At 36.9% G+C, this 22882-nt stretch carries 22 protein-coding genes and 2 pseudogenes; 5 read left to right on the top strand and 19 right to left on the bottom strand.

Annotation, left to right across the window (positions count from 1 at the left end):
• The first annotated feature begins 408 nt into the window (after positions 1-408).
• Both ltrA and LRP84_RS06640 read left to right on the top strand, forming a co-directional pair.
• Positions 409-2331, top strand: coding sequence for a group II intron reverse transcriptase/maturase (gene ltrA / locus LRP84_RS06645; protein WP_230574348.1), 1923 nt, complete (start codon positions 409-411; stop codon positions 2329-2331).
• Positions 2332-2471: 140 nt separating this feature from the next.
• Positions 2472-3791: pseudogene (locus tag LRP84_RS06640) on the top strand (DEAD/DEAH box helicase); the annotation flags it as partial.
• Here LRP84_RS06640 and LRP84_RS06635 read toward each other — a convergent pair.
• From LRP84_RS06635 to LRP84_RS06625, 3 genes and pseudogenes are all read right to left on the bottom strand, one after another.
• Positions 3771-4086 (bottom strand): annotated as a pseudogene (locus LRP84_RS06635) (hypothetical protein); the annotation flags it as partial. The pseudogenes LRP84_RS06640 and LRP84_RS06635 sit on opposite strands and share 21 nt — an antisense overlap.
• Positions 4087-4138: 52 nt before the next feature.
• A complete protein-coding gene (gene gabP, locus LRP84_RS06630) occupies positions 4139-5527 on the bottom strand; it encodes a GABA permease (RefSeq protein WP_230574347.1) in 1389 nt (462 codons plus the stop codon).
• A 527-nt stretch (positions 5528-6054) separates the two neighbouring features.
• The gene (locus LRP84_RS06625) at positions 6055-6540 is read right to left on the bottom strand and encodes a VanZ family protein (RefSeq protein WP_230574346.1); all 486 of its coding nucleotides are present in this window, start codon (positions 6538-6540) and stop codon (positions 6055-6057) included.
• A gap of 111 nt (positions 6541-6651) precedes the next feature.
• On the opposite strand from LRP84_RS06625, the gene LRP84_RS06620 reads away from it, so the two are divergent.
• Both LRP84_RS06620 and LRP84_RS06615 read left to right on the top strand, forming a co-directional pair.
• The gene (locus tag LRP84_RS06620; RefSeq protein WP_098310955.1) at positions 6652-6876 is read left to right on the top strand and encodes a DUF1659 domain-containing protein; all 225 of its coding nucleotides are present in this window, start codon (positions 6652-6654) and stop codon (positions 6874-6876) included.
• Positions 6877-6895: 19 nt separating this feature from the next.
• Positions 6896-7111, top strand: a complete 216-nt coding sequence (locus LRP84_RS06615) for a DUF2922 domain-containing protein (protein WP_230574345.1) — start codon at positions 6896-6898, stop codon at positions 7109-7111.
• Positions 7112-7133: 22 nt separating this feature from the next.
• On the opposite strand, the gene LRP84_RS06610 is transcribed toward LRP84_RS06615, so the two are convergent.
• Positions 7134-7523, bottom strand: coding sequence for a DUF4359 domain-containing protein (locus LRP84_RS06610; protein ID WP_230574344.1), 390 nt, complete (start codon positions 7521-7523; stop codon positions 7134-7136).
• Between the two features lie 192 nt (positions 7524-7715).
• Here LRP84_RS06610 and LRP84_RS06605 point away from each other — a divergent pair, with 192 nt between their 5' ends.
• Entirely contained in the window at positions 7716-8198 is a 483-nt protein-coding gene (locus tag LRP84_RS06605) for a competence protein ComK (protein WP_230574343.1), read from the top strand.
• Between the two features lie 199 nt (positions 8199-8397).
• Here the strand turns inward: LRP84_RS06605 and LRP84_RS06600 are convergent, their stop codons facing one another.
• The 15 genes from LRP84_RS06600 to LRP84_RS06535 all read right to left on the bottom strand — a co-directional run bounded on the left by LRP84_RS06600 (position 8398) and on the right by LRP84_RS06535 (position 22846).
• A complete protein-coding gene (locus LRP84_RS06600; RefSeq protein ID WP_230574342.1) occupies positions 8398-8874 on the bottom strand; it encodes a sigma-70 family RNA polymerase sigma factor in 477 nt (158 codons plus the stop codon).
• 981 nt (positions 8875-9855) lie between these two features.
• Positions 9856-10164, bottom strand: coding sequence for a hypothetical protein (locus tag LRP84_RS06595; protein WP_230574341.1), 309 nt, complete (start codon positions 10162-10164; stop codon positions 9856-9858).
• 16 nt (positions 10165-10180) lie between these two features.
• Positions 10181-10354 carry a hypothetical protein gene (locus LRP84_RS06590; protein ID WP_230574340.1) on the bottom strand — a complete coding sequence of 58 codons (174 nt, stop codon included), beginning with the start codon at positions 10352-10354 and terminating at the stop codon, positions 10181-10183.
• 350 nt (positions 10355-10704) lie between these two features.
• Positions 10705-10839, bottom strand: coding sequence for a hypothetical protein (locus LRP84_RS22430; RefSeq protein WP_302850577.1), 135 nt, complete (start codon positions 10837-10839; stop codon positions 10705-10707).
• A gap of 367 nt (positions 10840-11206) precedes the next feature.
• Positions 11207-11710 carry an acyltransferase gene (locus LRP84_RS06585; protein ID WP_230574339.1) on the bottom strand — a complete coding sequence of 168 codons (504 nt, stop codon included), beginning with the start codon at positions 11708-11710 and terminating at the stop codon, positions 11207-11209.
• Positions 11711-11780: 70 nt separating this feature from the next.
• Complete coding sequence (locus LRP84_RS06580) at positions 11781-12803, bottom strand: pyocin knob domain-containing protein (RefSeq protein ID WP_230574338.1); 1023 nt, start codon at positions 12801-12803, stop codon at positions 11781-11783.
• A 312-nt stretch (positions 12804-13115) separates the two neighbouring features.
• Positions 13116-13790, bottom strand: coding sequence for a YknW family membrane protein (yknW, locus tag LRP84_RS06575; RefSeq protein ID WP_230574337.1), 675 nt, complete (start codon positions 13788-13790; stop codon positions 13116-13118).
• Positions 13791-13910: 120 nt separating this feature from the next.
• Positions 13911-15110 (bottom strand): ABC transporter permease, encoded by a 1200-nt coding sequence (locus LRP84_RS06570; RefSeq protein WP_230574336.1) that lies wholly within the window; start codon positions 15108-15110, stop codon positions 13911-13913.
• Complete coding sequence (locus LRP84_RS06565) at positions 15107-15787, bottom strand: ABC transporter ATP-binding protein (protein ID WP_230574335.1); 681 nt, start codon at positions 15785-15787, stop codon at positions 15107-15109. The genes LRP84_RS06570 and LRP84_RS06565 overlap by 4 nt, the downstream gene beginning before the upstream one ends.
• Positions 15784-16971 carry an efflux RND transporter periplasmic adaptor subunit gene (locus tag LRP84_RS06560; RefSeq protein WP_230574334.1) on the bottom strand — a complete coding sequence of 396 codons (1188 nt, stop codon included), beginning with the start codon at positions 16969-16971 and terminating at the stop codon, positions 15784-15786. Before LRP84_RS06560 ends, LRP84_RS06565 begins: the two co-directional genes overlap by 4 nt.
• 386 nt (positions 16972-17357) lie before the next feature.
• On the bottom strand, positions 17358-18155 hold the full coding sequence (locus tag LRP84_RS06555; RefSeq protein WP_230574333.1) for an SGNH/GDSL hydrolase family protein: 798 nt from the start codon (positions 18153-18155) through the stop codon (positions 17358-17360).
• A gap of 96 nt (positions 18156-18251) precedes the next feature.
• On the bottom strand, positions 18252-19169 hold the full coding sequence (gene tagU / locus LRP84_RS06550; RefSeq protein WP_230574332.1) for a polyisoprenyl-teichoic acid--peptidoglycan teichoic acid transferase TagU: 918 nt from the start codon (positions 19167-19169) through the stop codon (positions 18252-18254).
• A gap of 16 nt (positions 19170-19185) precedes the next feature.
• Positions 19186-20142, bottom strand: a complete 957-nt coding sequence (locus LRP84_RS06545) for an NAD-dependent epimerase/dehydratase family protein (RefSeq protein ID WP_230574331.1) — start codon at positions 20140-20142, stop codon at positions 19186-19188.
• Between the two features lie 327 nt (positions 20143-20469).
• Positions 20470-21495, bottom strand: coding sequence for an SDR family NAD(P)-dependent oxidoreductase (locus tag LRP84_RS06540; RefSeq protein WP_230574330.1), 1026 nt, complete (start codon positions 21493-21495; stop codon positions 20470-20472).
• Positions 21473-22846, bottom strand: a complete 1374-nt coding sequence (locus LRP84_RS06535; RefSeq protein ID WP_230574329.1) for a UDP-glucose dehydrogenase family protein — start codon at positions 22844-22846, stop codon at positions 21473-21475. Before LRP84_RS06535 ends, LRP84_RS06540 begins: the two co-directional genes overlap by 23 nt.
• Positions 22847-22882 lie beyond the last annotated feature (36 nt).

Below are 22882 nucleotides of genomic sequence, written 5' to 3'. Positions count from 1 at the left end.
GTTACTTTGCCTAAATGACGAAGTTGGCTCAAGAAGTTAAGGTCAATCTAACTTGAGCGAAGTAACTCCGGTGTATAGAGGGCACCTAAGGAATGCAAAAGAAGGGATAAACGATATGGAACGTTTGAGATTCAATTCGTGGAGTATAAAGGTACGGTGAAACGAGTTGAAAGTCAGCGGTGTCATAGTAGCAATAATAGATGGGCGTTGATGTGACTATAAAGCAGACGAAATTCTGCGGAAGTGTCACGGAGCAGAAAAACATCTTAGCGAAGGGCACCAGTCGGTAGTGTATGTTAATCAGCAGATTCTACGGTAAGACGACCCTTTCTTTAAAAGAATGTGGAAGTAAAATAGTTAATTCACGCATAACCAGCTATTCCTCAAACAAGGAGGTTATTAAACAACGTGAAGGTAGATGCTCGTAGAATCAAATCAGAATTCATGTTAAATAGAACATTGGATGAAATGTATGCTAAATCTAAAGATGGTAATGAACCTTTCTACAATTTGATTGAACTAATGAAAAATCGGGAAACTATTATTACGGCGATTCACAACATAAAATCGAATAAAGGTAGTAAAACAAAAGGAATAGACAACAAAGATATATACAATTATTTGCAACTACCAGAGCAAACTTTACTCAATTTAATAAGAAGCTGTATCGATAACTATTATCCAAATCCAGTTCGAAGAGTATATATACCAAAAACTGATGGAAAGAAACGCCCTCTCGGAATACCTACAATTCTAGATAGAATTATTCAAGAACTAGCCAGAATCGTTCTAGAGCCAATAGCAGAGGGAAAGTTTTACGAATACAGTTTTGGATTTAGACCAAATCGAAGTATTGAACATGCTCAACGTGAGGTTCTAGATAGAGTACAAAGAAGCAAAATGTATATCGCTATAGAAGGAGATATACGTGGCTACTTCGATAACATCGATCATAATAAACTTCTAAAAATCATGTGGAGTCTTGGCATTAGAGATAAACGTTTTTTAATGCTTATCAAGAAAATGCTAAAAGCAGGAGTTATGGAAAATAACATGCAAATAGACAATCACTTAGGAACCCCGCAAGGTGGAATTATTTCACCTCTATTAGCGAATATATACTTAAATAATTTCGACTGGATGATAGCAAGAAAGTTCCAAGATCATTCTGCTAGATACGATGTTTCTAATCCGTACAGTGATGGACTAAGACGTGTTCATAAAAAACATAAGAAATGTCAAATCGTTAGATACGCAGACGATTGGATTATTCTATGTGAAGATATGGACCAAGCCGAGTCCCTCCTAAGGACAAGCAGAAAATATTTAAAACATGTACTAAATCTTGAGCTTTCAAACGAAAAAACAATTATTACAGACTTAAGGAAAAAACGAGTAAAGTTTCTAGGATTTGAATTCTTTGTTGAGAAGAACCATAGTAAGAAAACAAAATCATTAAGTTGTCACAGCATTCCCGATATTAAAAGACTGAAAAATAAAGTAAGACAAGTAGCTAAAGAAATACGTAAAATTCATAACTTACGACAACCACGCGAAAACATAGCAATACTTGAAAAAGTAAATTCCATGATTGTAGGAATTGCTGATTTCTATAAAACAAGTTCAGCAGCTCATATTATGAAACGACAAGATCAGAAGTTGTATCAAGTGGCGTATAAAAAATGGTGTAAGTTGCAAAGCGGAGGACAAAAGAGACGCTGGGAAAACTATGTGATTCCAGCTAAGGAAACAAATAATCGCCCAAACAGACATCAACGGAGGAACGATAGAATTTTCTACTTAGAAGCCGATGAAGTCAAAATTGGACTAACAAAATTCTCTTTTACCGAGGCTCGCATCCCTTACCGATGGAAAACAGGTATATCCTGCTACACCGAAGAAGGAAGAAAGTTCTTAGAAACAAAAAGACAAAAGAAATTTCTCCTAGAACGAGATGTTATCTACTCTCAAGAAACCTTATGGAGCCGGATATACGAACTGAAACATAAAAGACTGCACCCAAGATACAACTTTGAATACATCATGAACAGAGAATACGCCTACAATCGGGATAAAGGAAAATGCAGATGTTGTGACTCATTCCTTTATCCATGGAATATACACTGTCATCATATAAAACCGTGGTTACCATTATACGAAGTAAATAAAGTTCCAAATTTAGCTACTGTATGTCAGTCTTGTCACCTTATGATTCATGAAAAGAAAAATGTAGAAGGTTCACCTAAAACCGTTAAGAAGATTGAGAAATTCCAATATCAATTAACAAAAGAAACTGCTGATTATAATGCAGCTATGAATGTGAGTTCATAGCCAGCAACGAAAACATGTAGAGAAAACTACCTGTGAGTAGAACACTATCGATGGAACGCCGTGTGCATTGAAAGGTGCATGCACGGTGTGGGACGGGGGAAAAGTTGGAGATTGTATCAAATACTTACCTATCGTCATAAAGCATCCAAACCATTACTTACTTACTATACACAAAAGAACACAGCCTAAAAACAGGACCAGCGCTTATTGTAGCGCCTACATCAGTCCTCGGTAACTGGCAAAAAGAATTTGAGCGTTTTGCACCGAGCTTACAAGTAAAGCTCCATTACGGTGGCAGCCGGGCAAAGGGAGATGACTTGCCTGTCTTCCTGCAAGATGCCGATGTGATTCTTACATCCTATGCGCTTGCACAGCTTGATGAAGAAGAGCTAAACACACAGCTGTGGGATGCGATTATTCTTGACGAAGCGCAAAATATAAAAAACCCGCATACAAAACAATCGCGTGCGGCTCGGAATTTACGAGCGAATCATAAAATCGCTTTAACAGGAACACCGATGGAAAATCGTCTATCAGAACTATGGTCTATTTTTGATTTTCTGAATCACGGCTATCTTGGCAGTTTGCCGCAGTTTCAGCGCCGCTTCGTTTCACCAATTGAAAAAGATCGCGATGAGACAAAGATTCAGCAAGTGCAGCGTTTAATCGCACCATTCTTACTGCGCCGTACGAAGCAAGATAAGACGGTTGCCCTGAACTTACCAGATAAACAAGAGCAAAAAGCATACTGCCCATTAACGGCAGAGCAAGCATCGCTCTATGAACAACTCGTCCAAGATACATTAAAGAATGTAGAAGGATTAACGGGGATTGAGCGCCGCGGATTTATTTTGCTCATGTTAAATAAACTAAAACAAATTTGTAATCATCCTGCTCTCTATTTAAAAGAAGACACACCAGCAAACTTAATTGAGCGTTCTATGAAAACAGAAACATTATTAGAACTCGTGGAAAACATACGTGATCAGCAGGAAAGCTGTTTAATTTTCACGCAATATATTCGAATGGGAAATATGCTGCAAACATTGTTAGAAGAACATTTTGGAGAGCGCGTCATCTTCTTAAACGGCAGTGTACCGAAGAAAGAACGCGATAAAATGATTGAGCAGTTCCAAAGCGGACAACACGGTATTTTCCTTCTCTCTTTAAAAGCAGGAGGAACGGGCCTGAACTTAACTGCAGCCAACCATGTTATTCATTACGACCGCTGGTGGAATCCTGCCGTTGAAAACCAAGCAACAGACCGTGCTTATCGAATCGGTCAAAAGCGGTTTGTTCACGTGCATAAACTTATTACAACAGGAACACTTGAGGAAAAAATTGATGAAATGCTAGAGCGGAAACAATCGCTCAATAATGCGATTATTACAAGTGAAAATTGGATCACAGAGCTATCAACAAATGAGTTGAAAGAATTACTAGGTGTATCCGTCAATTAGACAATGATAAAAAAAGTATGTATGCCACGGCCTCTCCCAATATTCTACCTGGGAGAGGCCGTGAAGTTTTTCTTGGAATCGCTCCTGATTATACAATGTAATATAGCGTAATACATACGTTGTCAAAACAGTTTCCTCGCCTAGAATGAATCCTTTTTATATCTAATTGTTCTAGTTGTTTCACATAACTTTTAGATATCTATTGGAACCCTTGTTCAGAATGTAAACGGGTTTGCGATGGTCGTTTCATTCCCCTTAATTGTTCTAATATGGAAAGCACAAGATTTAAATCATTTTATAACTTATTTGGCATGCTCCCTATTTCATTCAACCCTTGATTTTGAACGTTAGATAACATTTTTCTCTTCATCTATAGAACTATGAGCAGTTTTACGCTTAGATACAAAATAAGAAAGAATAACCAGAATAGTAATCATCATGGTTAAGAAAAACTGTGAACGCATAGAATCAATGAATGCCATGGCAATCAGAATAACGACCATAGCAATAATCGTTACGTATGTTAAGTAAGGAAATAGCCACATTTTTAGCTTCATTGCTTCTGGATTTTCTTTTTCCAACTTTCTTCGCATACGTAAATGCGAAACAGCAATAGCAAGATAAACAAGTAGCGCAATAGCTCCAGACGCATTCACTAAAAAGAGAAATAATTTATCCGGAGACACAAAATTAAAAATAGAACAGATGTAGGCAAAAAATGTACTTGCTAAAACAGCTCTTACGGGTACACCATTCTTACTTACCTTTAAAAGTGCACGTGGCGCATTCCCATTTTGAGCAAGAGAAAACAGCATACGAGAGTTCGTATATAAAGCTGAATTTAAACAAGAAAGAACTGCGACTAGAACGACGACATTCATAATTTGAGCGGCAGCTGGAATACCAATCATATTAAGCATTGTTACATACGGACTTTCAAGCGACTCAGCGGAATTCCAAGGGAGAAGAATAACCAGTACACTCACTGAACCAATAAAAAAGAGTAGAATACGCCAAACAACACTATTGATTGCTACAACTACTGATTTTTCCGGATCAGATGATTCTCCGGCTGCAATTGCTGCGATCTCCGCACCAAAAAATGAGAAAATAACAGTAATAATACCAACAAAAACGGAACCAAATCCCTTCGGCATAAATCCTCCGTGTTCTGTAAGATTAGACAGCCCTGGTGATTCAACTCCTGGGATAAAGCCAAAGATAATCGCTACCCCTATACATATGAATGCAATTATTGCCACAATTTTAATCATCGAAAACCAATATTCAAATTCACCAAACGATTTAACGGAGTAAATGTTTGTAAGCGTTAGCAAAAGGGTTAAAATTAAACTTACTAACCAAATCGGCATAGAAGGAATCCAACCATGAACAATCGCTCCTCCTGCTGTTGCCTCGATAGCAATAACAATCACCCAGAAAAACCAATATAACCATCCAATGGTATAACCTGCCCATGGTCCAATCGCTTGTCGTGCGTAGGTGGAAAAAGAACCACTGTCTGGATTCACGACTGCCATCTCCCCAAGCATACGCATGAGTAAAACGATAAGCAAACCTGCTATTGCATAAGAGAGAATAGCACCAGGGCCCGTTTCGTGTATAACCGCCCCACTACCTACAAATAAACCTGCCCCGATAATTCCGCCAAGAGAAATCATTGTTACATGCCTTGATTTTAGCTGCTTCTGTAGTTTGTTCTGCTGTTGCTCCATTATTTTTATCGCCCCCAAATACTTATTCAACCTACTTCATGCAATTTTTATGCCAATTTTCAGTAAATTTAGAATACCTTACAACTACTGCATCCTATCATTATCGTTTCGACATTTTTCGTATTTTCGAAGTGTAAAATTAAGTCATATTAGCATTAACCAAGTCGATTATGACTTATATTCTTTTGGGTACCGGACCTTAATCCTATTTGGACAGATTACTATCGTCAGCTGGCCAAAATATTAGCTTGAAAGGCCCCTATAAAAAGTCCAACGGGTCAGTAATTGGAAATAAAAAATCCCCCTAGATAAAGTGAAACTTCCATCAGTGGGGGTTTTCTTCATCCCCCACTGATGGTTAGTTGAACCAATCGGGCTTTTACGGGCAGTTATCCCCCACCTATCTTCTTCGATTCTCTCTCAATCTTGAGGGGGGGCTTACTGCCCGTTAATGCGGGATAAACAATAGAAAAGAGCCCATCATACCAGATGGACTCTTTTTTACTGTCTACCTAAAAGGGAAGGATTTAGCTCCTTTTTCCTTTCCAATAGAAACTGCTTATTAAGATCCCCGTGAAACCACCGCACGTATCTAATACAGAATCCTGCCACATCGGTGTACGGTCACCCGTAAAGGATTGATGAATTTCATCTATTCCCGCATAGGCAGCGACGAGAAGCAGCGCCAGCTGGAAAGCTTCCTTTCTCCTAAAGCCATATTGAAATAACGCGATGTACAACAGTGCACCAAGAATACCAAACACAGTAAAATGAGCACCTTTACGAACAAAAAATTCGATAAAACCGCCTACCCCTTTGTTGGCAATGCTAACAGGTGTACCGCCTCCATAATCAATGGATACCCATGAGAAATGTTCTTTCACAAACTCTTCATTCACATATTTTGTGATATCCGAACGCATATCTTGCTTCGTATACGGCTGAGATGAAGAATAAAAAATGACTCCTATCCATAATAAAACGGGAATCCAGAATAACCACTTACGATTCATATTTGAAACTCCTTGTCCTATTTCTTTCAAGCGTACCAAAAAAAAGAAAAAAATTCACGCCAAAAGTATGACCTTACCTCCTATATATATGACGAAAAGGAGGTGAAAAACATGGCAATTCAAACGATTGTATCTGATATGAGCTTACGTCTTGTCCTAAACGGCGGCACAGACAAAAATGGTAAAGCCATCATGAAAAACAAACAATTTAAAAATGTAAAAACAAATGCAGACTTAAACAAAGTGCACGAAGTCGCAACTGCAATTGCATCTTTACAGCAGCATAAGCTTGATGCAGTTCAACTTGTAAGCACAACTGACGTATCTAATCAATAACAAAAGGAGGTTATAACAGATGGAAGTACTAGAACTCGTTTTCTTAAAAGAAGACGGTAAAACGACAACTTTTTCTATCGAGAATCCGATTACACCTGTAAACGAACAAACCGTAACTAGTGTCATGGATACAATTGTATCCTCTGATATTTTTCTCACACTTGGGCAAAATGCGCGTAAAAAAGGAGCAAGGCTTGTCGAAAAGACCATTTCTGAAGTAAGCATCAACGCATAGCAAAAAAGAAAGAGGAGTGCGGCTACTCCTCTTTCTTTTTTGGCATTTCAATTGGTATAAAAATATTTGAAATACCAACTGAAACATATTTATAGTTTTCTTTTCCTATCGTAAACTCTGTTGTATATGTCGAGAAAAAAATATAATCATTACGCTTCGTATAGTAATCAATCAGTACGCCCACTTGCGGCTCTACATATTTCTTCGCTAGTTTCTTCCCCATTGTAGCTAACTCACCAAAAAGTCCTTCTTGGTCTTCTTTCTCTACTTCCGTTAATTTCTTATGAATATCATTGCGCGTCATCAACTGCTTTGCCGCCCAGTCTGTATACTCTCCTTTGCTCGGATTACTATTAGCTAAATACACGAGAAGCACTAGAGACAAAGCGAGGAGCACATATTTCCATTTCATATTTTTCACCGCCTATCTATTCTATTTTCATCTATATGAAATTTCATTGCAAATTAGACAACCTGAATGCTAGAAATATCTTACAAATACAATATTTAACATAAATTTACAAATATTTTAAATTATCTTTATATTTCGGTTTTATAATTGGAAATATAATTCATAATAACAATATATAAGGAGGTTTTTACATTGACTGAATTAGCTGATCGGTATGAAATTTCAGCTCATACAATGTCACTGGAACCGTACGCTCATTCATTTTACCAGACAAAAATTTTGGACACACGAGGAACCTTCTTCTCAGCAAAAACACCATTACAGCTCATTCAGGAAAGTTGTCTTCTGAGAAACTACTCTACCTATGAGGGAAAACGATTAGCCATTCAAAAATGCTGTCATTTTAAACAAAACATTCCAATCCCTATCGATCATCAGCACTATATTTGCGCCATCCCTACAAGATCACCTTCATCCTGGCCCTGCTCCTGGATATTCTACGCTTATATAGAAAACATTGAACGTCATGATGCCCGACACACAAAAATATATTTCCGTAACGGCAAGACACAAATTTTCCCGATCAGTTTCTACCAAATGGAACATCAGTGGATAAGAGCTGGCCATATTTTAGCGAAGCTCAATCTTCTAGATCGATACCATGACAAAAGTTAATACATATAGCAAAAGGAGACAATCTCATATGTTGCCTCCTTTTTAACCCGCTATTCGTGGGCAGTAAGACCCCCACCTCAAGATTCAAAAAAAACGAGGAAGATGGTTGGGAGATAACTGCTGGCATGCGCCCGATTGGTTCAACTAACCAGCAGTGGGGGATGAAAAAAATCCCCACTGCTGGAAGTTTCACTTTATTTCATTTTTTTGCCGCGTACGCCCGTATTTTTTTCAGTGCTTGTCGATATATCCAGCGCACTTGATGATAAGTTATGCCTAACTCGTTTGCAATCTCATGCATTTTCTTTCCCACGTAGAAATGCTCTAGCAAAATAAGCCTTTCTTTCGCCCCTAGCATACTCATATATTCAAACACTTCCGTCTGCTTCTCTTCACCGCCTATATTTTCTAATATACTTTGCTCCGTGCAGGTTTCCCGGTCTTGAAAACGGCGCTCCTTCCTTAACTGCTCTAACAAATAACCGCGCACCGTTATAAGCGCATATGCCGGAAAACTTCCCTTCTCCTCATCATATCTGTCATACGCCCGCCAAAGCGCAATGAGTCCGCATTGATAATACTCTTCATAATCCCGGTAAATACAAAGCTTCCTCATTTGATTTCTAATCATCCCCTCATACAGTGCTGCTGTTTCTGCAAAGGTAACTGGCTTCATGTTCGGCCCATTTCTAAAAGGCATGCCTCTTTGTTATTCCGCGGTACCTTTACCTTATAAAAAAACGGTACAGCCTTCACCGCACTGCATTTCATGATAGAATAATAGAATTTCAAATTTACCTGTGCAGCATTTGAAGTTTTACTAGCCTTATGTAAAATTCGATAACAATGTAATAAACAAAATAACCAATTACTCATATGACTGGTTGTTTTGTTACATATATAATATTAAGAGTTTTATTTAACCCATCATATAATAACGGTTACATTTTACTTTTATCATAAGAATGTGGCAAAGGAATACAAACTTAAAACATTCCAAAAATTTTTCCACTTGCTTCCCGTTTCTACAACATACTCCCCTTACTTATTTCAAAAACATCTATCAAACTTTGAAACTACATCTTAATATCCGTACACCCAAAATCGAAAATGTTATCGCTTGTTCTGACTTGACCACTTCTCAAAACCGAAAACTTATTTCGCTGGATTTCTTTTGTTTGTAAGAAAAGGACAAGAAGCTAGAAATCCCATAGGATAAGCCTTCTGTTTGTCCATCTCTTCGGTCTTGAGTTATGCTAGAGACAGGCTTCTTTTTTAAAAAAGAAAAACAAAACCAAACTTGAATATGAGAGTAACAGGTGCTTTATCTGAAAAGTACCAAACTAATATTGTATGTAGTAAATGAGTTATTTGTAGTACAAAAAAGGATAGAACATGCAGTATCTATCCCCTTACTTATTTCAAAAATCATTATCAAATTTCGAAACAATATCCTAACATCCGTATACAAAAACCAAAAAAATCCGCTCATTTCATTTTATTTACAACAAAAAAAGAAAATAAACCACCACTCATGGGATAAGCCTTCTATTCGTTAGCTTGTTCGATTTGGAGTTGTGCTAGTGTGACTACTGCATCCCCCAAAAATGTGCCACGACATTAAAACATCGTGACACTGTTGTTTATTATTCAGAGTCTAGCCATCTAGCAATCTTATCATACACTTTACGATTTGATTTTCTAAGATGGCATAAAAAATTGTACCGCATCCCCCAACTAACACTCCAGCCAAAATAATTGGATATGCTACTGATGAGTTTGAAACAATTAGTAATATAGGAAGCGTGAGAATAAAGCAGACTAAAAAACTTGCACCGTAAATATATTCAACAAATGTACTTTTTCTACTTATATATTTCTCTAATTTATATCCGAGAAATTGTATATTAAGAATACAAAAAAGGATAGGCAAAGCTATACTGATAAATGAGATTCCCATTCCCATAATTTATCTCCTTTAATTAAATAGAACGATAAGCGTTTCTTGCTTCATGTATAGCATTTCCCCAAACAACTAAACTAATTAACGTTCCAACCCCAGGAATTGCTCTTCCTAATCTTTTAAGAATATTTTTAACAAAAGCAACCGTAATCCATTTCCCCATTTTAGCTGCTATACTAATTTCATTTAACAAACCAGGAATTCCAGCTAGAACTGCACTCCACTCCGCAGACCTAATATTGTCCGCTTTATTTCTAAAATCAACAAATCTCCAATTGTATTTATATACAAATTCGAGTTTGGATACATAATAGCCTGTGCGTTATTGCTCCAACTATATATTTCATACCAAATTCCAGCTATATAAGATCCCCCTTTTGTTACACTTCCACTTGCTAGGGATTGAATAGGATTCATATTTTGTGAATTCACGTTCGGTTCTTGGATTGGAGAAACATCAGGTGGCTGTTCTGGATTATAACCAGATCCTTTAATCTTAGATAAATTTACAACTTGTTCTTGTTCAGCTTCGGAGTTCCCTGTTTATGAAAAGGAAATAGTTTGGTCACCAATTTCTCTTATGTTGGTTTCAAAAGAAGTGACTAATTCATTATTTGTTGCTTCAACATTTGAAGCTTTGGTAGCACCATTTACTAAATATTTTTGAGTCTCAATCACTTCTCCATTTAAGCTTGGAATCGTTGTTTCATGATACTCATAAACGTATTTACAAAATCTTTATCCAACCGATAAGCGACATCCACAGAATAATAGAAAATAAACTTCCCCATAATAAACCTACAAAGAAATTACCATCTGTCTTCATACTATCTATCCTCTTATTTTTATAAGTAACGTAGCATATAATATTTTAATATTGTGTATTAACTGTGAACTTTTAAAGAATACCTAATGTAAATTTGTTCAAAAATAAAAAAGAGTAGATTAAACTACTCTTTTTGTTCAAAAATCCGTATTTTGTTCAATTAACTAATGTCGCATTATCTTCCAAGCGCTAAGTTGTTAGTCAGTGTATTTTAAATAGTTATTTATACTTTTTTAAAACTCTAGCTGGACTTCCACCTACCAAAACGAAATCATCATTTACATCTTTTGTAACAACAGAACCAGCAGCAACAATTACTCCTTTACCTGTAATTTGTACTCCCGGAAGAATAGTTGCACCTGCACCAACCCAAGTTCCCATACCTATATGAATAGGAGAGCCAACATGGTCCTTTTTTATATAGTTGCTAGTCCAATCACTCGTATCATAAGTCCAAGAAATAACCTTAGAGTATGCTGAAAGAGTAACATTATCTTCTATCGTGATACCCCCGCCACCATGAAGAAAAACATGTTCGTTAAATCTGCAATTCTTTCCTACCTTTATATTTTCGGAGTTTTTGATAACTAATGGTAACCCATATATGTGAAGGTTTTTATCGTTAGCGTTTAGTGTTTTTTTATATTTCCTAGTCTTAAGATCGTTATACTTCATCTTTGTTTTAAAACTAATAAACCGCACTACTTTTTTAAAAAATGACACTCTTCATTTCCCCTTTTTATTATCAGATATCATTATTTTACTATATTCAAAGGGTAAATTCTTTAATAAATTAAACAACACTAATTTTTCCCCGAGCATCATTAAGACGATAAGTTGTTAGCGTTCCTGCTGTATTGTTTGGGAATCCTGTGGCTCCGGATGTATTTATTAATATTGTTGTTATAGAATTAGCTGGAAAATCCGCAATTAAAGAATTATTTGTATATTGGTTTGTCGAACCTATTTTACAAGGATTATCCGTTGCTATTTCTATCCATGCTTCCCAACTACCATCTGTATTTGACTGTCTTAAGAATAACTTTGATGTGTTGTATTGCTTAAATAATTGGTAACCCCAACCATTAACACCAGCATTGAATGTCTGTAGTACTCCTCCAATTGAACTAGGCAAACCCACAGCATTAGAATTATTAAAAGAAGTAATATTTGTCCCAATGTCAAGATCTGTCAAAGGGGTCGATGGAGTCATCTCATTAGTTCCAAGAAGATAATTAGCCTGTACTATTTTCCACGAGGTCCAAGCTGTTGTTGTTCTATCCCAATAACGAATATACTTAAAATCTGTTGCGATTGAATACCATTCTTGGTATATCCAAGGAAAGCTTACATCGGCACCGTAAACATGTGCTAAAACTACTCCACCTGTACCTTTAGGAAATCCAGCAGTGTTCGTTGTCCCTATCATTGTCATCGTAGGCTTTCCGATAGGAAAGTCTGATGGGATACTATTATTAGTAATGCCACTTCGATACACCATATGCGGACTATCAACACCATGAGAAACACCGTCACAATCAACAATATAGGTGTTATTTTTTACTAAAGAATAACTGTCTCCTATTTCAACAATATTCCCCATGCTGTTTAAGCCTTCAGTAACACTAACAATTTCAACACCATTTAATCTTGCGTACTCCACAATTTGTTTGACAACATTAGAGTGAAAATCTGGATAATGACAGTGCATACCGAATATAACCCATCCGTTATTAGCAATTGCTTCGTCAATTTTCTGCTTTGCTAATTCCACACCATAATCAATATACACCCTATTCAGAGCATAAGTTTTCATTGGCGGATAATTAATTTTATGGGATGTATCATCTGTTTTTATAGTCTTGAATATAAGCTTCCCATTCTTTCTTTAATAAGTGTTTTTTTCATAAAAAAACCTCCACATGTAGTATGTAAGAAGATTATCTCATGGGTTATTTACAAATGGTAGGTGGGGAATATTTGACGCTTAGATAGCAATTTCATCTTAACCATCAATATATCATTCGACATGAAAAAAGCTACCGCCAACTTCCTTCACAATTCAAGACTTGGATCACACAAAAAAAAACGGCTCTATATGAGCCGCTTCTATAAATATGATCTTATATTATGCTTTTGGGAATAAACCACCAACTGCTCCAAATGCCATTGATAAAATAAAGAAAATAACAACAAGGATCGTCGCTTGTTTCTTGCTTAAGCCTGCTGTAATGTGCAGTCCTAATCCTGTTACAACCAATCCCCAAATCGCGAAAACTTCAAATGATTTTGCAATGCCATGTACAACGCCGCCAGTAGAAGCAAATACCGGCCCTAATCCTGTATACATTTCTTGACCATTTCCGCCAAGAATCCATGCTAATCCCAAATTAATAATGCCACCAATAACTGTAATAATACTAGAATAAACAGTAATTGCTAATAACTTCTTATAAGACGTATCATTGCTCATAAACATCATAAGTACTTTATACAGAGCTGCACCAATAAAGAATGTAACCATAACGCTAATTAATGCCATTACAAATCCACTGCCTAATGTGATTGCTATAGGCATTTCAAAACCAAGCTCTTTATTTTTTGCGACAACTGCAGGGTCTATAGAATATAAATATGTAGCCACAGCCCCGAAAAGACCACCTAATACAGCCATTAAGAAAAACGCGCCCCACACCGGTGCATTACTTTTCATTCTCTCAAACTGCAGACTAGGTGAGGTAATCATTCCAAATAATGAGGGCTTCTCTCCACTTACCTTCTGCGTGTTTACGTTCGTTTCCATATGTAAAACCTCCTTTATTTTCATACCCGTTCTAACGGGTGGGTAATCCCTACTTTTTCAAATAGTGATTACCCACCCACAAGAACTGGGTGTTATAAAGAAATATACAAAAACCTTCTGTTATTCATAGCGCAGCGCTTCGATTGGGTCGAGCTTCGCTGCTTTGTTTGCCGGAATTAATCCGAAAATAATACCGAGTGTCATTGAGAATAAAACGCCGCCAAGTACAACTTGCCACGAAACGAGCGGTGGCCATTTCGCAAAAGCAGAGACAATATAAGCGCCTCCATAGCCAAGACCGATTCCGATAAGACCGCCAAGAAGTGTTAACATCACTGCCTCGATTAAGAATTGAAGCAAGATTTTCCCGCGCGTTGCCCCGAGTGCTTTACGAACACCAATTTCACGCGTACGCTCTGTAACAGATACGAGCATAATATTCATAACGCCAATACCGCCAACGACTAAAGAAATACCAGCAATACCGCCGATAATCATCGTCATAATACTTGTTACTTTCGAGATGCTTTCTTTCATTTTCTCAAGATCGACAACTTCATACTTACCTGGAATATCATTTGATTTTCGGTCGTTTAAAACGCCAATTGCTTTTTTCCCTGCTTCTTGTAGCTGATCCACATTTTTTGCTTGCACCGCAATATTTTGAATTTCACTTTTTCCATATAAGGTTGGCCAAAGTGAAATCGGAATTAACATTTCCGACATCCCCATGCCCATAAACTCATTATCAGATTTATACACCCCGATAATTTGCAATGGCTGACCCTTTAATTCGATAATTTTCCCAACAGGATTTTCTTTCGGATAAAACATATCCTTTGCTTTCGTACTAATCATCGCAACGTTATTACCATGCTCAACGTCACCTTCATTTAAAGAGCGGCCTTCGATCAACTTGATTTTATTGACCGCAAAATATTCACTATCAAGTCCGATAATATTTGTCATATCCTTTTTATCATTAATATCAAGCGGTTCCATACCCGAATTTGTCGTAACAACATGAGCAATCTCTGGCACTTGTTTCAGTTCAAGAATATCTTCATCTGTTAATTCAGGACGTTCTCCCATTCCTGCTGCAAATGGATCATTGATATCCGACTGAAACTGAATTGGAATGACATTATTACCTGCACCAGCAAATTGCGACTTCAGCATCGCTTCCCCGCCTTGTCCGATGGCAACGACAGTAATAATAGAACCAACACCGATAATAATACCTAGCATCGTTAATGCCGAGCGTAATTTATGAGCTAGAATAGAAGAAAGTGCAATTTTCATACTATCTAGTAAACTCATACGGCCCACCTTCTATCTTCTGTAATTCTTCCATCTCTAAGCACAATGCGGCGAGACGAATACGCAGCAACTTCCTCTTCATGTGTAACCATGACAATTGTTGTACCTTCTTTATTAAGCTGAGTGAAAATATTCATAACTTGCTCACCCGATTTCGTGTCGAGCGCACCTGTTGGTTCATCAGCCATAATAAACGTTGGGTTGTTCGCAATTGCACGCGCAATTGCCACGCGCTGCTTTTGTCCGCCTGATAATTCATTTGGCAAGTGATTCACGCGATCTGCTAATCCAACCTTTCCTAGTGCCTCTAATGCCCGCTCGCGGCGCTCTGCTTTCTTTATACCGCCATAAATAAGCGGTAACTCCACATTTTCCACCGCCGAAAGACGAGGCAATAAATTAAAATGCTGAAACACAAAGCCGATATATTCATTTCGAATGAGTGCCAACTTTGACTCGTCTGCTGTTAAAATATTCACGTCATTCAGCATATATTCCCCTTCTGTTGGTCGATCGAGACAACCGATAATATTCATAAGCGTCGATTTCCCTGATCCAGACGGTCCCATAATAGAAACGAACTCACCACTATCAATCTTCAAACTAATATCATGTAAAATGGGCACAGCTAGGCTCCCTTGATAATACGTTTTATCAATATTGTTTAAGGTAATCATTTTCCCTTCACTTCCATTCCGTCAAACACTTTATCGGAAGGATTTTCAACCACCTTTTGTCCTACTGTTACGCCTTCAAGCACTTCCACCCAATCTCCGTCACTTGAACCTTTCTTCACCATTTGCTTGCGAAGCTTTCCTTTATCTTCTACATACACAAATGCATCATCTTTTTCCTCTACGATACTTTTACGAGGAACTGCAATCATTTTCTTATTCTCTAAATTTACTTGCAGTGATACATGATATCCCGGTGATAATCCATCTTGTGAGTCGAGCGTTGCTTTATATGTATAATAAGACATATTTTGTCCTGCTTCTGCGCCTGTCATAGCTTGTGTATTAACGTCCGCACTTGTTGGATATTCACTTACTTCTGTAATTTTTCCAGTCCATTTTTTCTTCGGTGCTGCTTTTGCTGTTACTGTAACAGTTTGATCTTTTTGAATTTGTGATTTTTGTAACTCCGTTAATGTTCCTTGAACTTGGAACGGATCTTTAGAGGCGATTTGTAAAAATGGCTTTCCTTGGCCACCCATTGCTTGCGTAGAACCTTGCGCTGCATCTTTATCAAGCTTTTGTACAACACCGGCAAAATTACTGTAAATCGTAAGTTCACCTTGTTTTTTCTTCAGCTCTTCCATGTGGAGATTTCCTTTTTCTTTTTCAAGTCCTGCTGCTTTTTGCGTCATTTCAAGGTCACTTAATTGCGATTCTAACGGCTCAATCATCTCTTTCCCTGCTCCGCTATCCTTCGCTTTTTTAATATCTTGTTTCAATGAATCTATCTTTTTCTGTCCTTGATCATAGCGCATAGAAGCCATTTCTTGATCAATTTCTGCTTGCTGCATTTGCAGATTAATTTCTTCATTATCATACGAGAACAGCTTGTCCCCTTTTTTCACTTCTTGCCCTTCTTTTACAGCAATATCTTTCACTTTTCCTTTTGTCATATCCGCATAGAAGCTTTCGATATTCCCTGGTTTCACTTGACCAGAAACTAACTTTGTATTATTCAGCTGGCGTTCTGCTACATTTGTAAACTTCACATCTGCTGTGCTGCCTTTTTTCTTGCTCTGCATAATAAAAATATTTACAGCAGCAACGATTACAATAAGAGCAATAATTCCTACCACAATCCACTTTTTCTTTTTATTCGGGGCATGAACGGTATCTGGTAACATTTTTTATCTCCTTCTAATAGAATTATTTGTATAATAAAATTATATAAATTTTTCCAAAAAATCTCAACAGACATCTGATATTTCTCACATTTATATTACATAGTTTGACATTTATATTATTGATCACAACAAATAATATAATATTTTGAATTTTTTAATTCTATCACAGTCATATATAAAGCGAAACTTCCATCAGTCACCCTTCCTCTCTTATTTTCATAAAGAGTTAGAAGGAGTTAAATCTTCTTCAAATATACGCTGGAAGAATAAAGGAATCTATATTTATTCCACAAAGTTAACTAAATGGCATGACGAAGCGGAAGAAGGATTGCATGTGCACCCTTCTTCCGCTTCGTCAAACTAACTCCGAGATTTCACACTTTCTATCATTTTGCTACAAAATAATTCGTAACATACTGCGCCCAAAGTTCTTGACCTTTCGCATTTGGGAAACCAAACTCATCTTGTAAATATGGTAAGATGTCCTTTGTCGTTGGATTAGGCCATGCTTCCCAATGATTGATATATGTATAACCGTTTTGCTCTGCAAACTGTTTCAAAGCAGCAATAGATTTCGGATAATTCTTCGCATTATACACTGGATTTGATGGTTGAATCATAATCGTAGCATCCTTCGCACTTGCTTGCAGTGCTGCTACAAACTTTTGCGTATTCGCTACCGAATTACCATTCCCGACTTCCTTATTATCTGTAATAAATGGCGGTTCAAATAGGATCACATCCGGATTTGCCTTTGCGATCTCTTTCTCACGATTCTTCGCAATCAACTCTTCCGTACTTTCCCCTTTATACTCTTGAACTGTTACATTCCAAAGCCCTTCACCATAAGCGGCATTTAAGTTTGCTTTAAACTTTTCCGGCCAAGCACCAGTCGCCGCCGATGCTTCATCACCAACAATCACAAGATTCACAGCCTTCTTCTCACTAGCTGCTTTCTTTAGCTTCTCTTTCACCGCATCCGGTAAATTCTTCGCATACGCTTCATTAAAAGATACTTGCATCTCTGGTTTCTTCTCTCCATCTTTCGCACTCGTCTCTTGCTTCGTTTCATATGCTTGCTGCGTTGCCTTCGCAACCTTCTTATTCCAATACATCTTACCACTCACAACAGAAGCAACAAACAATACGAAAATCAAAAGCACGAACCATGCTTTCTTATTCATGCGTTTCACCTCATTATTAATCTCATATTACATAATATTAATATAAAAGCATACAAAAATAAACCCAACTATTGGTAAATAGTTGGGTTTGAAAGATTATTTTTTCGGTAACTCAAGGTTTTCCCTTAATTTGTTAGAGATATCTTTACGTGTTTGATCTGTTACAAAGTAGTACCAAATACCATCTTCAGCCTTATGACCATCACCAGGAATTTGGATTTCTTCAGTGTTTTGCATACAGTCTTTATAATTTTTTTGAATATCAAACATTTGCTCCTGCGTTAAGCTTGTCTTCACATTCTTTTGAATCGCCGCTAACACATCACCATAATTTGCTAGAGACGATACATTTGCACCTTTTTTAATTACAGCTTGGATAACTTGACGCTGACGCATTTGACGCCCGAAATCACCTCGAGGATCTTCATGTCGCATACGCGTATAGGCTAAAGCTTCATCACCATTTAAATGAATATTCCCTTTCGCAAAATGATGGCCATCTTGTGTAAAATCTAAATCATTATTTACATCTACACCACCAACAGCATCCACGATATCCTTAAATCCAGCCATATTTACTTCAATATAATGATCCACAGGAACATCAAGGAAATTTTCAACTGTTTTCACAGCCATATCAATGCCACCAAATGCATACGCATGGTTAATCTTATCTTTCTTTCCTTTGCCAATGATTTCTGTATAAGAATCACGTGGAATACTTACAATTTTCATCGACTTTGTCTTTGGATTTAAAGTAAATAACATTAAAGTATCGGAACGGCCAACTTCATCTTTTCGTTGGTCACTACCCATTAGTAAAATAGAAATGGGTTTTTGATCTGCTACATCTATTTTTTCTTCACGCTTATCTGACTTATCACGGTCTAATGGTTTATGAACTGCATCTAATGTACTCGATACATTGGAGTAAATATGATACGCATAAGCTCCTCCTCCAACCACGAGAACACCTATGATACCGAGAATCCAGAATAAAATTTTCTTTTTCATCTCTCTAACCCTCTCTCTATTTATAAACTAATTCTCTATGCTTATACCCACTTGGAAACCGTTTATGCCACAGCCAAGCAGAATGAATTGCCTCGTCAATAGAGCATAACGCTTTCCATCCTAATTCTCGATAGATTTTATTTGCTGATGATACTACTATAGATAAATCAGTTGAACTAGAACTATTATACGATATATTCATCTTTTTACCAGTTATAATTTCGCATTTTTCTATCAATTCCCTGACAGAACATCCAATTTCATTACTTATATTATACCGTTCATTTGTCTTATCATGCTGAAGAAGGCTATGTAAAGCTCCTACATGCGCTCTCGCAACATCCATAACATGCAGATACTCCCTTACGAATGTTCCGTCTTCTGTGGCATAACTACGATTCACCAAAAAGGGCTGTTTTTCTTGATCTCGTAAATGCAACAAAATTCTCGGTAGAAGATGTGTCTCCTGCTGATGATCTTCACCAATTCCTTCTTCTATATTAGCTCCCACTGCATTATAATAACGCAGCGATATGTAATGTAAATCATATGCCTTATAAAAATCTTCTAACATTTGCTCTATCACTAGGCTAGAATTCCCTTGAAAAATAAAAGGATACGGCGTGTATACTTCCTTTATTTGATCTTTATAAGACATACTTGAAAAAGGTAACTCAGACGAAAAAATAAAATTGTACACTTGGTGCATCAACATTTTTTTTAATAGTAACCGCATCCCAATTGCGTCATACGCCGCAACATGCATAACTGCTTCAATACTATAACGTGAAAACACACGATCTAAATCATCAGGATTTCGAAAATCACCTTTTTCAAAAATAGCTCGTTTGTTTACACTTACTCGATGGCCTGTCGATAAATCGTCTAATACAACGATACGATGTTGCTGTGAAATAAGCTCTTTCACAATATGACTGCCTATGTAACCTGCACCGCCTATTATTAGTATCATGTTTATCACCTAAATAAATAAGCGAAGTCAATAATGGCTTCGCTTATCCTCTATTTTAATTAATAATTCAAAAACATATAAAGCAAAATTCAAACACTAATTCGCCTCTAATATTCAATACTCTGAGCTAACTCCTTAACTGCCACAATAATACAATTTTGATTTTCCTCGTTCACTTTTGTATAAAGAAGCAAATTTACTGCTCTTTCATAATTTTTCAATGCATTCAGATAATCCTCTTTTTATAAGTATCCCTCTCCAATAAAGTTAAATATAAAAATGTTGTAAGGCGAGAGGAATGAGGTACATTTCAAGAATAAAACATTTTTACTTTACCTTATAATACTTCACATACCATTCAGCAAAATTCTGCAAACCTTCATCTATTGAGGTCTCCGGTTTAAATCCCACAGCTTCCTGTAACAAGTCAGTCGATGCATAAGTAGCCGGTACATCTCCTGGCTTGATAGGCTCAAAAATCTTCTCAAATATTACTTCTTTTCCTAATGCTTTACTTAGTGCTTTCTCCAGCGTTTCTATAAATACCATTAGCTTCTCTGGATTGTTATTTCCGATGTTGAATACTTTATGTTTTACATCATCCACAGGCGGATTACTTAAAAGACGTTTAATCCCTTCAACAATATCGTCTATATAAGTAAAGTCTCGGTAAAGATCATTTTCAAAATCACCATTATTAAATATCTTAATCGATTCACCAGAAAAATATTTATCAGTAAACCCAAAGTAGGCCATATCCGGGCGACCCATTGGACCATATACCGTAAAGAAGCGAAGTCCAGTAGCTGGAATTTTATACAAGTGGCTATACGTATGAGCCATCAATTCATTCGACTTCTTAGTAGATGCATAAAGCGATACTGGATGATCTACGAAATCTGTTTCTTCAAAAGGAACCTTTTTATTTGCTCCATAAACAGAACTAGATGACGCATATACAAGATGTTCCACCGGATTGTGTCTGCATGCTTCAAGAATGTTGTAGAAACCGATGATATTACTTTGAATATATACATCTGGATTTTCTATTGAATACCGCACTCCTGCTTGAGCAGCCAGATTTACAACAATATTAGGCTTGTACTCTTCAAATATGTTTGTAATCATTGCCTTATCAGAAATATCACCCTTGATAAAAGTAAACTTCTCATAAGGTTTAAGCTGCTCTAAACGAGCATATTTAAGGTTCTCATCATAATAATCATTTATATTATCAATACCAATTATCCGGCATCCCTGTTCCAGTAACTTCTTAGATAAGAAATATCCAATGAAACCTGCTGCTCCAGTAATAAGGTATGTTTTACTATTATCTAGAGGTTTGTAATTCAAAGTTCTTCGACTCCTTTAATCCTTCTCTAATTGCAGGCTTTCTTCCAACAGAGTGATATTCCACTCCTGCCTCTCGCATCTCTTCAACACGGTAAATATTTCTTCCGTCATATACTAAAGGCGTTCTCATTAACTTCTTATACATTTCAGGCGTTACTGCTTTTACTTCTCCCCATTCAGTAAAAATAAAGCAGACATTTGCACCTTCTAAAGCTTGCTCAATATTAGCAACATACGTAATGCTACCTTTGCCATTCTTACCTTCTGGATGAACTCTAGCAAAGTTTTCTGCACCTACTGGATCATACGCATAGATATCTGCGCCTTGCTCTAATAATAAAGGTACATTTTCAAGAGATGCTGCTTCTCTTAAATCATCCGTTCCAGGCTTAAAGGTCAATCCTAGTACAGCTACCTTAAGACCATTAAAAGTTATGAGTCTTTTGCTAGCTTTTTTATATAACAAAGTCTTTTGGTCTTTGTTCACATCAATAGCAGCCTTAACAGTTTTAAGCTCATAACCATTCTGTCTTGCTAGATACTCTAGTGCTTTTGTATCCTTAGGAAAGCATGACCCACCAAAACCAATACCGGCATTTAAAAACTTACTTCCAATACGTTCATCAAAACTCATACCTCTCGCAACATCCTGAACATCTGCACCGACAAGTTCGCAAAGGTTAGCAATATCATTCATGTAGGAGATTTTAAGAGCAAGGAAGTCATTAGATGCATACTTGATCATCTCTGCAGATCGTCTATTTACTGAAACAATAGGTAAATGGAATGGCTCATAGATCTTCATCAGCATCTCTTCAGCCCATTTACTTTCTGTACCAATAATAATCCTTTCTGCATTTAGCGTATCATGGACAGCAGAACCTTGTGCCAAGAACTCTGGGTTCGATGCTACTTCTACTTTTACATCATTCACTAAAAAGTCACGGATAAACTGTTCAACTTTATCATTCGTTCCAACCGGAACTGTAGATTTTACAACGACAAGACAATCCTTTTCTATCGTTTCAGCGATTTGTCTTGCAACGGTTGCGATATATGAAAGATTTGCGGAACCATCTGGCTGTTCTGGAGTACCTACACCTACAAAGATTGCATCTGCATTTTTATAGGCTGATTTATAATCTGTGGTATAATCAAGTCTTCCAGCAGCATAATTCTTTTGCATCAATTCTTCCAAATCAGCTTCATAGATTGGAGAAACTCCAGACTTCATTAAATCTACTTTTTTATCATCAATATCAACACAGGTTACTTGATGACCAACTTCAGCAAAACATACACCTGCTACTAAACCTACGTAGCCTGTTCCTGCGACTGCAATTTTGTACATATAAATCTCCCCCGTATTTTACTTTTTTGCAGAATT

It is taken from the genome of Bacillus rhizoplanae (genome assembly GCF_917563915.1).
In the GTDB taxonomy this organism is placed as follows: domain Bacteria; phylum Bacillota; class Bacilli; order Bacillales; family Bacillaceae_G; genus Bacillus_A; species Bacillus_A rhizoplanae.
This window is presented reverse-complemented; position numbering and strand designations above follow the sequence as displayed.

Bases quoted from the DNA above. Each gene is read 5' to 3' on its own strand.
- LRP84_RS06570 (WP_230574336.1), bottom strand. From the start codon at position 15,110: ATGAGTTTACTAGATAGTATGAAAATTGCACTTTCTTCTATTCTAGCT.
- tagU (WP_230574332.1), bottom strand. From the start codon at position 19,169: ATGAAAAAGAAAATTTTATTCTGGATTCTCGGTATCATAGGTGTTCTC.
- LRP84_RS06625 (WP_230574346.1), bottom strand. From the start codon at position 6,540: ATGAATCGTAAGTGGTTATTCTGGATTCCCGTTTTATTATGGATAGGA.
- LRP84_RS06545 (WP_230574331.1), bottom strand. From the start codon at position 20,142: ATGATACTAATAATAGGCGGTGCAGGTTACATAGGCAGTCATATTGTG.
- LRP84_RS06580 (WP_230574338.1), bottom strand. From the start codon at position 12,803: ATGAAAACTTATGCTCTGAATAGGGTGTATATTGATTATGGTGTGGAA.
- LRP84_RS06595 (WP_230574341.1), bottom strand. From the start codon at position 10,164: ATGGGAATGGGAATCTCATTTATCAGTATAGCTTTGCCTATCCTTTTT.
- LRP84_RS06555 (WP_230574333.1), bottom strand. From the start codon at position 18,155: ATGAATAAGAAAGCATGGTTCGTGCTTTTGATTTTCGTATTGTTTGTT.
- yknW (WP_230574337.1), bottom strand. From the start codon at position 13,790: ATGGAAACGAACGTAAACACGCAGAAGGTAAGTGGAGAGAAGCCCTCA.
- LRP84_RS06565 (WP_230574335.1), bottom strand. From the start codon at position 15,787: ATGATTACCTTAAACAATATTGATAAAACGTATTATCAAGGGAGCCTA.
- LRP84_RS06615 (WP_230574345.1), top strand. From the start codon at position 6,896: ATGGAAGTACTAGAACTCGTTTTCTTAAAAGAAGACGGTAAAACGACA.
- LRP84_RS06610 (WP_230574344.1), bottom strand. From the start codon at position 7,523: ATGAAATGGAAATATGTGCTCCTCGCTTTGTCTCTAGTGCTTCTCGTG.
- LRP84_RS06620 (WP_098310955.1), top strand. From the start codon at position 6,652: ATGGCAATTCAAACGATTGTATCTGATATGAGCTTACGTCTTGTCCTA.
- gabP (WP_230574347.1), bottom strand. From the start codon at position 5,527: ATGGAGCAACAGCAGAACAAACTACAGAAGCAGCTAAAATCAAGGCAT.
- LRP84_RS06600 (WP_230574342.1), bottom strand. From the start codon at position 8,874: ATGAAGCCAGTTACCTTTGCAGAAACAGCAGCACTGTATGAGGGGATG.
- LRP84_RS06560 (WP_230574334.1), bottom strand. From the start codon at position 16,971: ATGTTACCAGATACCGTTCATGCCCCGAATAAAAAGAAAAAGTGGATT.
- LRP84_RS06535 (WP_230574329.1), bottom strand. From the start codon at position 22,846: ATGTACAAAATTGCAGTCGCAGGAACAGGCTACGTAGGTTTAGTAGCA.